The sequence below is a fragment of the Mesorhizobium sp. B2-3-12 genome, assembly GCF_006442205.1.
Lineage (GTDB): Bacteria > Pseudomonadota > Alphaproteobacteria > Rhizobiales > Rhizobiaceae > Mesorhizobium.
In genome coordinates, this window is sequence record NZ_VFVR01000009.1 from 176945 (window position 1) to 192299 (window position 15355).

Consider the following 15355-nt stretch of genomic DNA (forward strand, 5'->3'; position numbering starts at 1 on the left):
TCCGCGAAAACCGGTTCCCGCTTTTCGATCATGCTCTCTGCAGCGCTTTTCGTCCGTAGGACGAACAAGGCTGCGCACATCCTACACCGACCCCTGATTATAAAGCCAAATCCCTGACGAAACCTTCCGGCGGGTTTTGGGTCACGGGAAGAGAATAATTCAAATTGTCGGAACCGTCGATGGAGGTAGCGTGGCGCCGGCCGTTAGCCGGGGCAGCCATGTCTTCGTCATCCTAGGGCGAAGCAAGGAGCGAAGCGACCCGGCGAAGACCCTAGGATGACGAAGGGGAGGCCGGCAAATCCCTGGCAAACTCATCAATCTCCGCCCATGGATCGCCGGACGTCTCCAGCAACCCCGGCAGCGACGCGTAATTCAGATCCTGCGGCGCATCGATCGCCTCCAGGTCGCTCCAGCTCACCGGTGTCGAGGCCGGCAGGTTGGTGCGCGCGCGCAGTGAATAGGGCGCGGCGGAAGTGTGGCCGCGCGCGTTGCGATGATAGTCGATGAAGATGCGGCGCTTGCGGTTCTCCTTGCCCATGGTGGTGGTGAAAGTGTCGGGCGCGGTCGCCGCCAGATGCGTCGCGATGGCGCTGGTTGCCTGGTGCAGCTTCTTCCAGTTCTGCTTGCCCGTCACCGGCACGGTGATGTGGATGCCGCTGCCGCCGGACGTCTTGGCGAACGGCACCAGCCCCAGTCCCTCCAGCTCGCCCTTGATGTGGACGGCGGCCTCCACCACCTCGCGCCAGGAAATCCCCTCGCCCGGGTCGAGGTCGAGGACGATCTGGTCGGGCTTGTCGAGGCTCGTGCGGTGCGTGCCCCAGGTGTGGAATTCGACGACACCGAACTGCGCCAGCGCCAGATAGCCCTTGGCGCCCTCGACCGAGAGATAGGATTTGGCCTCGCCCTCGGAATTGATCGCCTGGAAGGTCACCACCGAAGGCGGCATGCCGGTGAAGGCGTGACGCTGGAAGAAGCAGTCCTTGGGCAGGCCGGTCGGGCAGCGCACCAGCGACACCGGGCGGCCAAGGAGGTGCGGCAGCATGAAGTCGCCGACCAGCGCGTAATAGACGGCGATGTCGAGCTTGGTCGGCCCGGTCTTGCCGAACAGCCGCCGTTCGGGATTGGTCACCCAGATGGTCGCCAGATCCGCCTCGGAGATCAGGCGCTTGCGCTTGGTCGACACCGGCGTCGACAGGCCGACATCCCTAAGACCGCGAAACACGCCATGGCGCAGCGCATTGTCCGCCGTGCGGTTGGCATAGTGGACGCGCGCCGAGAACAACGGTTTCACCCAGCGCATCTCGCGCATGATTTCGCGCGGCACGCCTTCCGGCGGGGTCGCGCCTGATGCGAGCGGCTGCAGCCGGGCCAGCAGATCGCCCGCGGTTCCGGCATCGAAGCCGGTGCCGACCTTGCCGCGATAGTGCAATTCGCCATCCACCCATTCGGCCATGCCGAGCGCGGCCAGCCCTTCCGCCGCGTCGGAGACAGTGTAGCCGGCGATGACGAAATCTTCGCTCTTTAGCGCCTTGGTCTTGGTCCAGCTCTTGGTCCGGCCGCTCTGGTAGATGGCGGTCGCCCGTTTTGAGACGACACCTTCCAGCCCCATATCCGAGGCTTGATCAAAAAGTCCCTGCCCCGAACCCTCGACATGGTCGGAAAACTGGATGGCGGAGTTGGCGCCGAGCCCGCCAAGCAATTCGGCCAACAGCGCCTTGCGCCGGATGAGTGGCACCTTCATCAGGTCCCAGCCGTCGAGATGCAAGAGGTCGAAAGCATAGAAATGCAGCTTGCTGCCGGCGCCCTCGGCAAGCGCGTCCTGCAGCAGCGCAAAGCGCGAAATGCCCTTGGCGTCGAGCACGACGATCTCGCCGTCGATGATCGCCTCGCGGCACGGCAATTTGGCGAACGCATGAGGCAGGTCGCCATAGCGCTTCGTCCAGTCGATGCCGCCACGGGTGATCAGCCGCACCTCTCCATCGGCGAGGTGTGCCATGGTGCGGTAGCCGTCGAATTTGATCTCATGCAGCCAGAGCTCGTTCGTGTTTTCGGCAAGGCCTTCGCCGCCCGGCGGCTTGGGCACCTGGCTTGCCAGTTGCGGCTCGATGCGGCTGAGCGCCGGCGCCTTGGCGGCACCCGGCAGCTCGCCAGGCTTCAGCGAACCAGGCTTTGGCGCGGACTTGGCGGCCGGTTTCGGCGGCGCCACCAGTTCCTCGATGCGCAATCCGGATTTGACGCTCTCCGGCCGCGCTTCGAGGATGTTCAGCACCGTGTCGGCGGCGAGGTCCCGCTCCTTGAACAGCAGCCAGTTTTTCTTCTCCGAATCCTCTCCCGGCTTGGGCTTCAGCCGGGTCAGCATCCAGCCGCCATTGAGCTTTTCGCCGGCCAGCCGGAACTTGAAGGCGCCGGTGCGCAGGCTCTTGTCGACATCGTCCATCGGCGCCCAGCTGCCGGTGTCCCAGACGATCATCGGCCCGCCGCCATATTCGCCTTCGGGAATGACGCCCTCGAAATCGATATATTCGAGCGGATGGTCCTCGGTCTCGACCGCCAGCCTCTTGTCGGCCGGATTGAGCGAGGGCCCGCGCGGCACCGCCCAGCTTTTCAGGACATCGCCGACCTGCAGGCGCAGATCGTAGTGGTCCGCGGTCGCGTGATGCTTGTGGACGACGAAGCGGTTGCCTTCATCGGTGATCAGCCCGCCGGCGGGTTCGGGCGTTTTGGAAAATTCGCGCTTGGCGCGATAGGTTTTGAGCTTGGTGGGCGGCATGTCAACAGCCGAGCCGGGCGGGAATCAACAACCGCCTCGTTCCTTCGCGCGCCCCTCTGCCCTGCCGGGCAAACCTCACGCCGGCCTTCGCGAATATTGGACTTTGAAGGAATAGCGCGGTAGGCGAAATTACCAATCTCTCCCCTAGAGGGGGAGATGTCCGGCAGGACAGAGGGGGGCGCCGTAGGGCGCTACGTTTGCACCACTCGCGATTTTTCACGTGGTCTCAATCGTCGATCGCGGGCGTCAGCTCCAGCTCGGCTGGGGTCAACCCCTGCTGCAACTGGCTCAAGCGGAATTCGTCGACCCAGTAGGCCTCGCCGTCGACCAGCACGCGCGCCTGGTAGGCGCCATCCGAAAAGCTTTGCGCGGTGATGTAGACCTTGTGGCGGTCGAGCGCCTTGCGCACCGCGGCGCGCTTGGCATTCTGGCCGGTGACGGGACTGAACATGACGCTGCCCTCGGTCGCTCTTACACGCAACATGGCCGTTTCCCTGGCCCGCGACTGTGCTTAAGGATGACGGAGACGCGCCGCCCTGTCAATTTCGCGGGCGGCGGCCCCTGGCCGATGGCTTACGAGCCGCTGGTGTTGAGCGTGTTGCCGATCTTCAAAAACTTGCTGTTGATCGCATTGCCTAGCGCGCCCGCGCCGACGATGATGGCTAGCGCGATAAGAGCGGCGATCAGGCCGTATTCGATCGCGGTGGCGCCGGAATCATCCCGGATGAACCGAGAAATTGTTGCTGACATGTCATGCCCCTGCTCTTGATCCCTCGCACAACCCTATAGGCACAGCAGGTTGCGGTTCGGTTAAATCTTCGCAGTGTTTTGAAGAGGTTCCGGGGCTGCCTTGAATCAGGATGAGAGCAATCGTGCCCGAATGCCAGGCAGGAAAGATAGCAGTCAGGTCTTCAATCGCCGCAGACGGCGCATCGCGCCTTGCATGGCCTTGTAAAGCCGAGGCTTGGAGCGCACGAACAGCTCGGTCTTGCAGCGCAGCCTGATATAGGCGGTCGAACCCCTGCCCTTCAGGGTCGTCGCCTCGCACAGTTCGGCCAGCACCGAGTTCGAGGCGCCGATATGTTGCTTGTATCCCTGTCCGCCGACCGAGAGGTCGAAATAGCCGAGCCCTTGCGCCCGTGCCCACATCATCAACTTGCCGATCATTGTCAGGCCCGGGGCGACGTTGGCCACCGCGTCCTGGTCGATGCCGAGCAGCAGGGCATGCAAGGTGCCTTTCATGACCAGCACGTACATGACAGCGAGATAGGCCTGGCCCACGCGCAGCCCGAACAGCCGCACCGAGCCGTCGGAAAGCCCCTGCAGGGCGGCGTTGCGGTAGAATTCCACGACCGGCGCCTGCGTCAAGAGGTCGAAGCGCCCGAGCTCGCGAAAGCGATAGAGCCTGAGGTCGAGCAGCCTGTCGAATTGCTCCTCGATCATGTCAGGCGTCTCGGCTTCGACCAGTGCGAGGCCGCCGTGCTCTTCGAAGCGGCGGCAGTGCTTGTTGAAATTCTTGGTGAAGGACGATTTGCAGATGCGTTTGAGAAGCGTCTCCGGCTCGCCATCCATGACCATACCCGAGGCGATCTGGATGGAGTCGCGCGCCGTCGAAAGCAGCGCCAGAGGATTGGCAACGCCGTGGATTTCCCGTGGAATCCCCGCGACATGGATGCGGTCGGCCGGCGGCAGCACGGCGCGGGCCGCCGCCCAGGCGGCGTCGGCGCTTTGCCTGGTCCAAGGCCTGGCATCGGCCAGTAGCGGCGCCGAATAATCGCACACGCCGCAGCTCAGCCATTCGATCACGGAGTGGCCAAGCGCCCGGCGCCGCATCAGCGGCATCAGCATGACCGGCGCGCCCGTGTCGGCGTCATTGACCTCGACGACCAGCAGCTCGGCGCTTTTGGGCATCAGCCGCCCGGCGATCCCTTCCACCCAGGCAAGGCCCTGGTGGCCGGTGCACAGGCCGGTCTCCTCGAGACGCTGCCAGAGCTGCCTTACGGTGTCGAAGCTGGTGTGCAGCCGCGCCGTATAGCGCGCCGTGGCGCCCATGCCTGCTCTGATTGGAGAAGTCGGTTGAGCCGGTGCATCCGCCGTCGCCGCCAACCGCACTGCCTGGCTTGCCAAATGCCTCTCCCATTCGTTCTGGGGCGCCCAGGCATCATCCACGCAAGCGCCGCAGACCCCGCATCGTTCCCTGGACCGCCTTGAGCAGCCTGGGTTTGGAGCGTATGAAGGCCTCGGCCCCCCTGCGCAACTCGATGGCGGTGCTGGCAAGACTGCCCCGCATCGTCAACCCATGGCAGAGTTCGACCAACACCGAACCCTTGGCGCCCATATGTTCCTTGTAGCTCTGGTTGCCGACCGACAGGTCGAAATAGCCAAAACCCCGTTCGCGCGCCCAGCCGATCAACCTGCCCATGATTGCAAGGCCCGGTGAGACGTTGGGCACGACGCTCTGATCCATTGCTATCAGCAGAGCGTGAACAGTCCCTTCATGAACCAGCAAATATTGGACCGAAATGAGAGCCTCGCCGACGAGCAGTCCAAACAGCCGCACCGAACCGTCCAACAGGCCCTGAATGGCCGCGTTCCTGTAGAAATCGACGATCTTGTCCTGCGTCAGCAGGTCGAAGCGGCCAAGCTCGCGAAAGCGATCGAGGCGCATCCGCACCAACTCGCCGAAGATGCGTTCAACCTCGGCCGGCGCGCGCGCCTCGACCAGTTCCACACCGCCAAGCCGCTCCAGGCGACGCCAATCCTTGCCGAATTCCTTGACGAAAGACGGCCTGCAAAGGCGCTTGAGGACCGTTTCCGGATCGCCGTCGATGGCGAGGCCGAAAGTGGTCTGGATCGAATCGCGCGTGGCCGGAAGCAAGGCCAGCGGATTGGCAACGCCCTGGATCTGTCGCGGAACCCCCTCGATGTGGACGCGGTCCACCGGCGGCAGCACCGAGCACAGCGCGGCCCACGCGGCCTGCGCGGATTGTTTCGTCCATGGAGTGTCATCGGCCAGCAGCGGTGCCGCATAGTCGCAGACGCCACAGCTCAACCATTCGACCACCCAATGGTGGAAAGCCTTGCGGCGCATCAGCGGCACCAGCATCCTGGTTTCGCCGGTCGCCGCGTCGCTCACCTCCACGAGCAGGAGTTGCGCGCCTTCCGGCAACAGCCGCGCGACGATCCCTTCCGCCCATGCGAAATTCTGGTGGCCGGTGCACACACCCTGCGCCTGCAGGCGCAGCCACAGCGGCCTGACCGCCTCGAGGCTGGTGTGCAGCTTCGCCGTATAGGCGTCGTTGGCGGCGACGGCGGCGGCGTGCGGAACCTGCCCGTCGGGCAGCTCGGTCACAGCGGCGATTTGTACGGCCTGGCCTGACACGTCCGTCTCCTATCGCTTTACCGCGGCGAACGAGACCGCCCGCCGCCAGGAGCCCAGGCGGCTGTCGCGCTGCTGGTCCGGATGTTCGATGTTCCACATGCGGTGATGCACGAAATACCATGATGCCGCGAGCACGAAGATCTCGGAGAGCGCGGAACCGAGCAGCGCCCATGGCGGGGGGGCGATTGCCAGGGAGATGGCGATCAAGGCCAGCCCGACGATGGCGCCGCCCAGGGTGATGAACGCGACGATGCGGAAGTCACCCATGATCTCCAGCACGATGCGGGGCATGATGTAGAGCATGATCGGAACGAAATTCGCGGTCACGAAAAGCCCGATGAAGCCTACCGACGCATCCTGGAGCGCCTGCGATTTTATCATCGGCAGGACGAACAGGATGGCGCATCCATAGACCACCGCGCCGAGCCCCATGACGACAGCCCACAGCTTCGCCTGGGCCCAGACACGACGGGTCTCGTTATTGCGCATCAGCTTGGCCAGTTCCGGCTGCGTCATGTTGACGAAGGCGAGGCTGATGATGCGCAACGGCGCGAACAGCACGATCACCGCCGCCAGCGGCGCATAGGCTGCCGGCCCGGCAATGCCGGCAACCAGCAGCGCCAGGCATTGGCCCTGGATGTTGGTGGTGGTGGCGCTGAACGCCGACCAGCAGAGCTGGGCCCAGAGCCTTGCATAGCGCCGCCGCGTCGGCATGCGGAAGCTGATGCGCAGCGTGCGGCGCGCCAGCCGGACCAGGACGAAGATGCCGAACACATTGGCCGCGGCCAGCGCGTAGAACACGGTCTGCAGCATGTCCTTGGCCAGCCAGATCGCCAGGCCGCCCATGACGGTGCCGGCGATCGTGAAGGCGGCATCGCTGATGGAGACGATCACCTGCTGGCGGCGCGCGAAGAAGGCCGTGCGCATGTGGCTGCGCAGCGACCACGCGCCGACGAAGCAGCCGGCGGCGATCCCACTGGGATCACCCAGGAGACGCATCACCATCGTCGTGCCGAGCGCCATCACCAGCGCGACGACCAGCGCCGCCGTCCCGAAGGCCACGTCATAGGCATCGACGCCGGCGCTGTTGGTGCTCTTGCTCATCCATATCGAGGCGGGAACGGCGGTGAGCGACCTGATGTAGGACAGGCCGACGCCGCCCATCACCATGCCGATGGCGAAGAGGCCGTAGCCTTGCGCCGACAGCATGTGCAGCAGCGCGATGTTGAGGGCGAAGTGGAATCCGCTCTGCATCGCCTCGCCGCCGATCATCAGCACGAGGCGCCGCACCAGATGGCCGGGGAGTTTCACGAGCGTGTCTCCGCCTGGCGCACGGTTGCCGTCCGGCCCGGCCTGGCGATCGCCGCCTTGAGCTTGTCGGCGGCTATCGCGGCGATCGCCGCCGCAGCGACCGGCTCGCTGAACACCGCTTCGTAGCGCGCCCGCCCGGCGGCGACGAAGGAGCGCCAGGCCTCGGGCCGCAGGATGATTTCCTCGAGTTTGCCGGCAAGGGCCGCGGCATCGCCGGGCGGCACATGCCAGCCGGTTTCGCCGTCCGCGACCACCTCGACCAGCCCGCCGATCGCCGACACCAGCGGCGGCCGGCCATAGGCCATCGCCTCGATGGCGACGCGGCCGAGCGATTCGGGACGCCGTGACGGCACGGTGACGATGTCGGCCCAGCGATAATGTTCGGACGGATCGGAAATGAAGGGCAGCACGCTGACGCGTCCGGTAAGCCCCATGCTGGCGACCAGTTCGGCCAGCGCGCGCTCGCGCTCGACGCTTTCGAAGGCGCCGCCGACCAGCCGCACCTCGATCCGCGACTTCAGCTCAGCCGGCAGCGAGGCGACCGCCTCGAGAAGCACTTCCTGGCCCTTGATCCTGTTGATGCGGCCAAGCAGCAGCACCTTGAGCGGCCGCTTGCCGTCATAGGTCGTCGCTTCGACCGCCGCCGGGCCGGCAACCCCGTTATAGACCACATGGGAGCGCCCGGATTTGGGATCGCCGAACGCTGCGCGGGTGGCGCGCGAGTTGAAGATGAGATCGGCATGGCTCCAGTGCATCAGGCCGACGAGGATCCTGCGCATGGCGCCTTCGGGAATTTCGTGGATGTGCAGCACGGCCTTATCAGGCAGAAGGCGCGCGGCGATCGCGTAGTCGGCCACGATCGAGGTGTTGACATAGGTGAGGTCGCAATCCCTGAGCCGCCGCCAGGCCCGCAGCACCGCGACCGGCAGCCGCGCCATCTCGGTGGTGGCAAGGCGCGCGATGGCCTGGCGCCTCAGCACCCAGAGCGGCTCGAAGACGATGCGGGTCGCATGCGGTTCGAGGATTTGCACGATCGGTCCGCCGCGCGGCAGGACCACTTCGATGTCGGCCGACGGAAACGCGGCGCGCAGCGCCGCCACGCTCTCGGCGAAGCTGCGATCGGAACCGTAGAGCTCGTAGCCCTGATGGATGCAGGCAATCCGCATCTTCAAATGCATCTTTCTGTCAGGGTGGTGAGACGATTCCGCTGCCTGACGCTATCGGCGGCCGGAAACTTCAAGCAACACCCCTTTGGACTTCCCTCGTTGTCAGTGTGGTCGTGAAACGAATCTCGACCCGGATCAACGGATGTTGATCTGGGATCACCACACCAATGCTGCGCGCCTCCGCCGATTCTGGCGCACAGAAGTCCTTACGCAAGCATTATGCCGTGCTAATATATCCGTTCGCAGGCCGACAAGCCGCAGCGTGGCCTCGTTTCGATACACATACGTTGGGAAGGTTGACCGATAATGAAACAACTCGGGCGCTTGGAAGAAATATTTTACAACCCGGGTGCGATGATGGCTGGAATCGAGCCTGCCAGCCAACCGCAAGGGCGCGGTTTTGAGATGAGACAGCATTGCGGATCGAGCGGACCTGAAAAGTGCCAGCAGTCATGAAATCGGAACAGCCTGCCATCCTGATCCTCGGGACGCGCGGCATTCCAGCGGCCCATGGCGGTTTTGAAACCTTCGCCGAGAAGCTGGCGCTGTTTCTTGCCGGGCGCGGCTGGAAGGTCGGCGTCTACTGCCAGGAGGAGGTCGAGCGGGTCGACCAGAGGGTGCGCGTCGATAGCTGGAAAGGCATCGACCTCATTCACATCCAGGTCGCCTCCAAAGGCCCGCGCGCGACGCTGGAATTCGACTGGCAATGCGTGCTCGACGCCGCCCGGCGGCCCGGCGTCTGCCTGGTGCTCGGCTATAATGGCGCGGTCTTCCTGACCTGGCTGCGGCTGATGCGGCGCAAGATCATCACCAACATGGACGGCATCGAATGGCGCCGGCCCAAATGGGGCGTGGCGGCGCGCACATGGTTCTGGCTCAACGAGTGGATCGGCGCCTGGGCCTCGCACCGTCTGGTCGCCGACCATCCCGTGATCGCCGATCACCTGGCGACGCGCCGGCCGCGCAGCGCCATCGGCACCATCACCTATGGCGCCGATCCGGTGACGTCGGCGCCGGAGGCGCCGGTACGCGCGCTCGGCCTCGAACCTGGAAAATACCTGATCTCGATCGCGCGCATCGAGCCCGACAACAACATCCTGCCCATCGTCGAGGCCTTCTGCAGCCAGAAGCGCGACATGAAGCTGCTCGTGCTGGGCACGCTTTCCCCTGACATCCCCTATCATGTCGCCGTTCGCAAGGCGGCCAACGCGTCGGTGGTGCTGCCCGGCGCCATCTACGACCAGGCGGCGGTGAAGGCGCTGCGTTTTCACGCGCGCGCCTATATGCATGGCCACACGGTCGGCGGCACCAACCCGTCTCTGGTCGAGGCGCTGGCCGCCGGCAACATGGTCATCGCCCACGACAACCCATACAACAGATGGACCGCCGGCGCGGCCGCCGTCTTCTTTACCGACAGGCAGAGCTGCGCCGAGCGCATGCGACAGGCGCTGGAGGATGACGCCCTGGTCAGGACTTGCGGCGAGGCGGCGAGAGCCCGCGCCAACGAAGTCTTCCGCTGGGACGATGTCCTGCTCGCCTACGAAGCTGAAGCCTACCGCCTTCTGGGTGTGAGCGCCGCGGCTGCCGTGCCGCTCGACCGCCCCTCGCCCGGCGCCGTATGACGGGCTGGTCGCGACGGCGGCTGCTGCGGACCGCGCTGTCGACGGCGCTGCTGCCCGCCGCGGCCACTCTCTCGTCCGCCCCACCCGCTTCGGCCGCTTCGGCCGCCACCGGGGAATGGCGCTTCCGCCGCGGCGTCAATGCCTGGCCCTGGTTCGCGCTGACACGCGAGTTTCCCGCGCCGCGCACCGACTATGCCTGGCCGCCCTTCCAGTCGCAGCGGCCGGTGCCGACACGCGACGACCTTCGCCGGCTGCGCCGAACCGGGCTCGATTTCATCCGCTTGCCGGTCGACCCCGGGCCATTCCTGGCCGCCGACGCTGCCACGCGCGCGAAATTGCTGGCGATGCTGGACGACGCCGTCGCGGCCGCCCTCGATGCCGATCTCGGCATCATCGTCAACGTGCAGGCCAACGGCGCCACCCACTACTGGACCCCCGACCGCATGGTCTCCAGCACCGCCGCGCCCGAATTCAATGCCTATCGCGCGCTGGTCGGCGAGCTTGCCGGCAGGCTGCGGCGCTTCCCGGCGGGCATGGTGGCGCTGGAGCCGGTCAACGAGCCGCCGCAATCCTGCTCCTCCAACGTCTGGTCAAACGTCCAGGCGGCCCTTCTGACGGCTGCCAGGGCATCGTCGTCGACCTTGCCGCTGGTCGTCACCGGCGGCTGCGGCTCGATGGTGAGCGGGCTGGCAGCGCTCGACCCGGAGCCGCTGGCGGCCTTCGAGCCGATCCTGTTCACCTTCCACTTCTACGAACCCTATCTGTTCAGCCACCAGGGCGCGCCCTGGATGCGCGAGCCCGTCTACCGCGCGCTGAACAACGTGCCATGGCCGGCCTCAGCCGGTTCGCTGGAGGCGACGCTGGCCTCGGTCAGGGCGCGCATGGCTGAGGATACCGAGACCTCCGAAGCGGACAAGCAGGCCGCCTATGCCGAAACCGAACGCGTGCTGAAGGTCTATTTCGATGCTCGGCCAGACCGCTGGTTCATCGACAAATACCTGAGCCAGGCGCGCGCCTGGGCAGACAGAAACGGCATCGCGCCTGGCCGAGTCATCATGGGCGAATTCGGCGCGCTGCGCACCGACGCCCGCTACACCGCAGCCCCCAACCCCGACCGTGCCCGCTACATCGCCGATGTCAGGCAGAGCGCCGAGGCATCAGGCTTCCCCTGGGCCTTCTGGGACCTCTTCGACGGCATGGGCATGATGGACGACACGACGCGCGCGCTCGACCCGGCGATGGTGGATGCGCTCGGGTTGCGGATGCCGGAGTAGCGATTAACCTACCAAGACTAGCCGAGCGCCTACCCTCTCTTCGTCATCTTAGGGCGAACCAAGAAGCGAAGCGACGCGGCGCAGATCCTAGGATGACGAAGCGCGGGGGTGCGTCTGGGGTCCGCGCACCCTTTGTGCGTCCGACCCCACCTCCCGCACCGGCCTGTACAGCGCCAGCGCGATCACCACGAACTTGGTCATCAGCGTCGTCTTGGACGCAAGGCTTTCGGAGGTGTTGAGCAGGATCAGCCAGCCCAGCATCGTCAGCCAGATGCCGGCATGGCAGCGGCGTGCCACTTCGTGCATGAACAGCACGAAGCCGAAAAATAGCAGGAGCGTGAAGAAGGCGCCCTGATAGAGGACCAGGCGGATGATCGGGTTCTCGATGCCCTGTTCGAGGCCGTTGATGCGGCGCAGGCTTTCGATGAGATCGATATCGGGCCCCACGATCAGGTCGCGCAGCTCCAGATGTTTGAAGAGCTCGAACATTTCGACGCGGGCATTGGCGCTGCCGCTGTCAGACACGAAGCGCTCCAGCAGCGCGTCGAAGAAGCCCCAGGAGAACAGCATGCCGAGCACGACCGGCAGCAGCGAGGCGAGCAGGACCGCAAGAGCGGCACCCGGCAGGCTGATGCGTCCTCGCCGCAGATAGGCCACGCCGCTGAAAAGCAGGTAGATGCCGCCGAGCGCGATCGTCGTCACCATCGCCGAGCGCCCGCCAAACGAGACCAGCGCCGCGCATTGCAGGCCGATCAGCCCGAGCCGCATCGGCATGGACAGCGATCGCGAACCCGAGAGCAGCGCCAGCACATAGATCGAGGTGACCGTGGCGTTGGACAGCGGATGGCCTTGGAGCGCCGTCGAGCGCAGGTCGTTCATGAACACCGCGCCGTCGAGCCGGTAGGGAAAGACCAGCGTCTTGGTGGCGAACTCGAACAGGGCCAGCAATGCGTTCGCCGTCATCACCGCGTGGACGACGGTCCGTATCCGGGCGAAGGTCCTTTCGTCGTCCTCGGCCAGCATCATCACCAGCAGCGCCGGCGCCACGAACGTGTCGATCATGCCGGCCATGCCGGGCCGCTGCCTGACGATGACGACGACCAGCAGCAAGATCGAGATGACCGCCATCAGCGCGCTCGCCGGCCGCCGGTCGGCGATGGCCAGCGTGTAGCCGACCGGGTTGCCGAAGGTGCAGGCGCGCCAGGCAAACATCAGCACCAGCAGATAGGTCGAGGGATGGATCTTGGTCGCCGGATTGCCGGTCAGGCCATCGTAATTATAGCCGACCAGCCACAGCATCCCGCCAGAGATGGCGAACAGCAGCGCCACCACCGCGACAAGGCCGTAGCCGGTCACCCAGTCGAGCGAGTGGCCGCCGGGGCGCGCGGCCGTGCCCTGGCCCCAGCCGGCTGCCGGGGCGGCGGGCCGAGCCATCTCAGGCCGCCTCGTCGACCAGCAAGGCGCCGGTCGGCAACCGTCCCATGACGGAAATGGCTTGCGAGGCCGCCGTGACATCGCGCATCGGCGTCGCGTTCAGCGTGGCGACGAGCACGATCTCGTCGACCATGGCGACCAGCGGCGAGGCGTTGAGATTGTCGGCCAGCGCGCCGCCGTCAACGACGACGAGGTCGAAATTGCGGCTCGCCTGGGCCAGCATATGCTGCGTGAAATAGACGCCCTGCGCCTCGGAGAAGGCGGCCTTCGGCCGTCCCTTGCCCAGGACCGCGACATTGCTGCCGGGCGCGAACTGGCTTAGCGCCTCGAAAGCGTATTCGCCGCGCAGCACGTCGAGCAGGCCGGGCTGCGGCTCCTTCTGGCTCTTGCCGCCATTGGTGTCGATGAACAGCACGCGGCTGCCGCGCGCGGCCGCCGCATTGGCCAGCAGGCGCGCCACCCGGCCCCGCTGCGCGGCATCCTCTGGCGCCGACGTCAACAGGATCGATGGCACCAGCGGCCAGTTCGGCGGACGCCGGCTGGAGGCGAACAGGCGTCTCAGCGCCAGGCCCGCGACCGCATCCATCTTCTGCGCGGCCGGCGTGGCGGCGCCGCCGAAAGGCCACCAGCGGCGGCGCGCCGGTTTTGCCGGCAGCACGCCCACCACCGGCGCCTCGATGGCCGATTGCATCTGCGCGCTGGAAAGCACCGTTGGCGACGAATATTCCGCGATCAGCGCCATGCCGGTGCCGAGCCCCAGCCCGCCGAAGAACGCGCCGAACACCAGCAGCAACAGCGGCGGCCAGCTCTTCTTCAGGGCGGGCATGGCGCTGGAGATGATGCGCGCATTGGTGCTGTCGACATTGATCTGCTCGCGCGTTTCCTGCGCCCGCTGCAGATAGGTGGCGTAGACGGAGCGCACCGCCTCGAGATCGCGCTGCAATTCGCGCAGCTTGACCGATGCCTGGTCGGTGTCGAGCGATTTGCTCTTCATGCCGGCGACCTTGGCCTCCAGCGCCTGCTGGTTGGCCAGCGCCCGCTCGTAGTCGGTTTCGGCGGCGGTGACGATGCGGCCGAGTTCGCGCGCGATGAGCTGGCGCGTGTCGCGCAGCTGCTGCTGGGCCGCGATCATCGAAGGATGGCGCGGCCCCAGTTCGGTACCGAGCTGCGAGAGCTGGTCGACAAGCGTCGCCTCTTGCGTGCGCAGGCTCGAAATCACCGACGAGCGCATGGCCTCGGAGGTCGCGTCGGGCGCGCCGCCCTGCTTGCGCAACTGGTCGACCTGCGCCTTCAGTGCCGCGGTGCGGCTCTGCGCGGCCGACAGCTGCGTGTTGATCTCGGTCAATTCCTGGTCGCTGACCAGATTGCCCGCCGCCATCACCATGTTGTTGGCGGACTTGTAGGCCTCGACCGCGTTCTCGGCCTGCTGGACGCGCTTGCGCTGCTCGTCGAGCCGCGCGGTGATGGAATCGGAAGCATCCGTGGCCATCTTGGCGCGCGCGCTCGCCTGGTCGGCGAGGTAGGCCTGCGCGATGGCATTGGCGAGCATCGCCGCCTTGTCGGCGCTCTTGGCGGTGACGATGACGTCGAGGACCAGCACCTTGTCGGCCCGCTTCACCGCCAGCCGCCGGCGCAGCGCATCGAGTGTCTTGCCCGTCTTGTCGGTTTCGGCCGAGCCACCGCCCAACAGACGGCTCAGCAACCCGCCCTGCCCGTTGAATTCGGGATCCTCGGTCAGGTTGGTTGCCGCGATCGCCCTGAGCAGTACGCCGCTCGACTGGACGACGGCGACCTGGCTTTCCACCATGGTGATGCCGCCATCGGGCGGAACCCGGCTCGGATTGACGTCGTTGGTGACCACCTGCAGGTCTTGCGGATCGACGATGATCTCCGCCACCGAACTGTAGAGCGCCGGGGTGAACAGCCCATAGAGCAGCGCCGCAAGGGTCAGCAGCAAGGCGGTGGCGAGGATCAGGAAACGGCGGCGCACCAATATGCGCTTCACGTCACCCAGTTCGACACTCGAGGATGGATAGGAGGCGGCCGGCATCGGCTCCGGCGCGGCATATTGCATCCCCTCCGGAGCGTGTTGTTGCGGCAACGAGAGCAGGGATGATTGCAAAGGTCGCTCCGACAACACTCCATGTGCCCCAAAAGATTAAATTGCGGCTTCAGCCTAGCTATTACTCCAACTGTTAAAACACTGTTAATTATGTTGGGAGCTCTTCTGATTTCTGGCACGAAGTTTGCGTAGCAAAGGCAACGGCCATGTTGACAGGGCGCAAGCGAGCGGGAAACGAATGGAAATGGAGCAACCTCTCCCTCCAGTCCATCCGTCCGCCCGCCTCTCATGCCCGAAATCGAACACCGGCCGGTTACCGACCATCAGAATTCTA

11 protein-coding genes are annotated in these 15355 nt (G+C 65.6%); 2 read left to right on the plus strand and 9 right to left on the minus strand.

What is annotated here, in order from left to right; all coding sequences use genetic code 11:
• Window positions 1-271 precede the first annotated feature (271 nt).
• From ligD to FJ948_RS24115, 7 genes are all read right to left on the minus strand, one after another.
• Window positions 272-2770 (minus strand): DNA ligase D, encoded by a 2499-nt coding sequence (gene ligD / locus FJ948_RS24085; RefSeq protein WP_140708847.1) that lies wholly within the window; start codon window positions 2768-2770, stop codon window positions 272-274.
• A gap of 226 nt (window positions 2771-2996) precedes the next feature.
• Entirely contained in the window at window positions 2997-3221 is a 225-nt protein-coding gene (locus FJ948_RS24090; RefSeq protein ID WP_140709102.1) for a hypothetical protein, read from the minus strand.
• A 122-nt stretch (window positions 3222-3343) separates the two neighbouring features.
• On the minus strand, window positions 3344-3520 hold the full coding sequence (locus FJ948_RS24095) for a Flp family type IVb pilin (protein ID WP_140708849.1): 177 nt from the start codon (window positions 3518-3520) through the stop codon (window positions 3344-3346).
• Between the two features lie 153 nt (window positions 3521-3673).
• Window positions 3674-4897 carry a GNAT family N-acetyltransferase gene (locus tag FJ948_RS24100; RefSeq protein WP_140708851.1) on the minus strand — a complete coding sequence of 408 codons (1224 nt, stop codon included), beginning with the start codon at window positions 4895-4897 and terminating at the stop codon, window positions 3674-3676.
• Window positions 4898-4931: 34 nt separating this feature from the next.
• Entirely contained in the window at window positions 4932-6152 is a 1221-nt protein-coding gene (locus FJ948_RS24105; protein WP_140708853.1) for a GNAT family N-acetyltransferase, read from the minus strand.
• A 9-nt stretch (window positions 6153-6161) separates the two neighbouring features.
• Window positions 6162-7463, minus strand: a complete 1302-nt coding sequence (locus FJ948_RS24110) for a hypothetical protein (protein WP_140708855.1) — start codon at window positions 7461-7463, stop codon at window positions 6162-6164.
• Window positions 7460-8641 carry a glycosyltransferase family 4 protein gene (locus FJ948_RS24115; protein ID WP_246677600.1) on the minus strand — a complete coding sequence of 394 codons (1182 nt, stop codon included), beginning with the start codon at window positions 8639-8641 and terminating at the stop codon, window positions 7460-7462. The genes FJ948_RS24110 and FJ948_RS24115 overlap by 4 nt, the downstream gene beginning before the upstream one ends.
• 440 nt (window positions 8642-9081) lie before the next feature.
• Here FJ948_RS24115 and FJ948_RS24120 point away from each other — a divergent pair, with 440 nt between their 5' ends.
• Both FJ948_RS24120 and FJ948_RS24125 read left to right on the plus strand, forming a co-directional pair.
• On the plus strand, window positions 9082-10251 hold the full coding sequence (locus tag FJ948_RS24120) for a DUF1972 domain-containing protein (RefSeq protein ID WP_140708857.1): 1170 nt from the start codon (window positions 9082-9084) through the stop codon (window positions 10249-10251).
• Window positions 10248-11525 carry a cellulase family glycosylhydrolase gene (locus tag FJ948_RS24125; protein ID WP_140708859.1) on the plus strand — a complete coding sequence of 426 codons (1278 nt, stop codon included), beginning with the start codon at window positions 10248-10250 and terminating at the stop codon, window positions 11523-11525. Before FJ948_RS24120 ends, FJ948_RS24125 begins: the two co-directional genes overlap by 4 nt.
• 87 nt (window positions 11526-11612) lie before the next feature.
• Here FJ948_RS24125 and FJ948_RS24130 read toward each other — a convergent pair whose 3' ends face one another.
• Window positions 11613-12959 (minus strand): VpsF family polysaccharide biosynthesis protein, encoded by a 1347-nt coding sequence (locus FJ948_RS24130; RefSeq protein ID WP_246677601.1) that lies wholly within the window; start codon window positions 12957-12959, stop codon window positions 11613-11615.
• 1 nt (window position 12960) lies between these two features.
• Window positions 12961-15033: a Wzz/FepE/Etk N-terminal domain-containing protein gene (locus FJ948_RS24135; RefSeq protein ID WP_181173796.1), complete on the minus strand. Its 2073-nt coding sequence runs from the start codon at window positions 15031-15033 to the stop codon at window positions 12961-12963.
• Window positions 15034-15355: the final 322 nt, after the last annotated feature.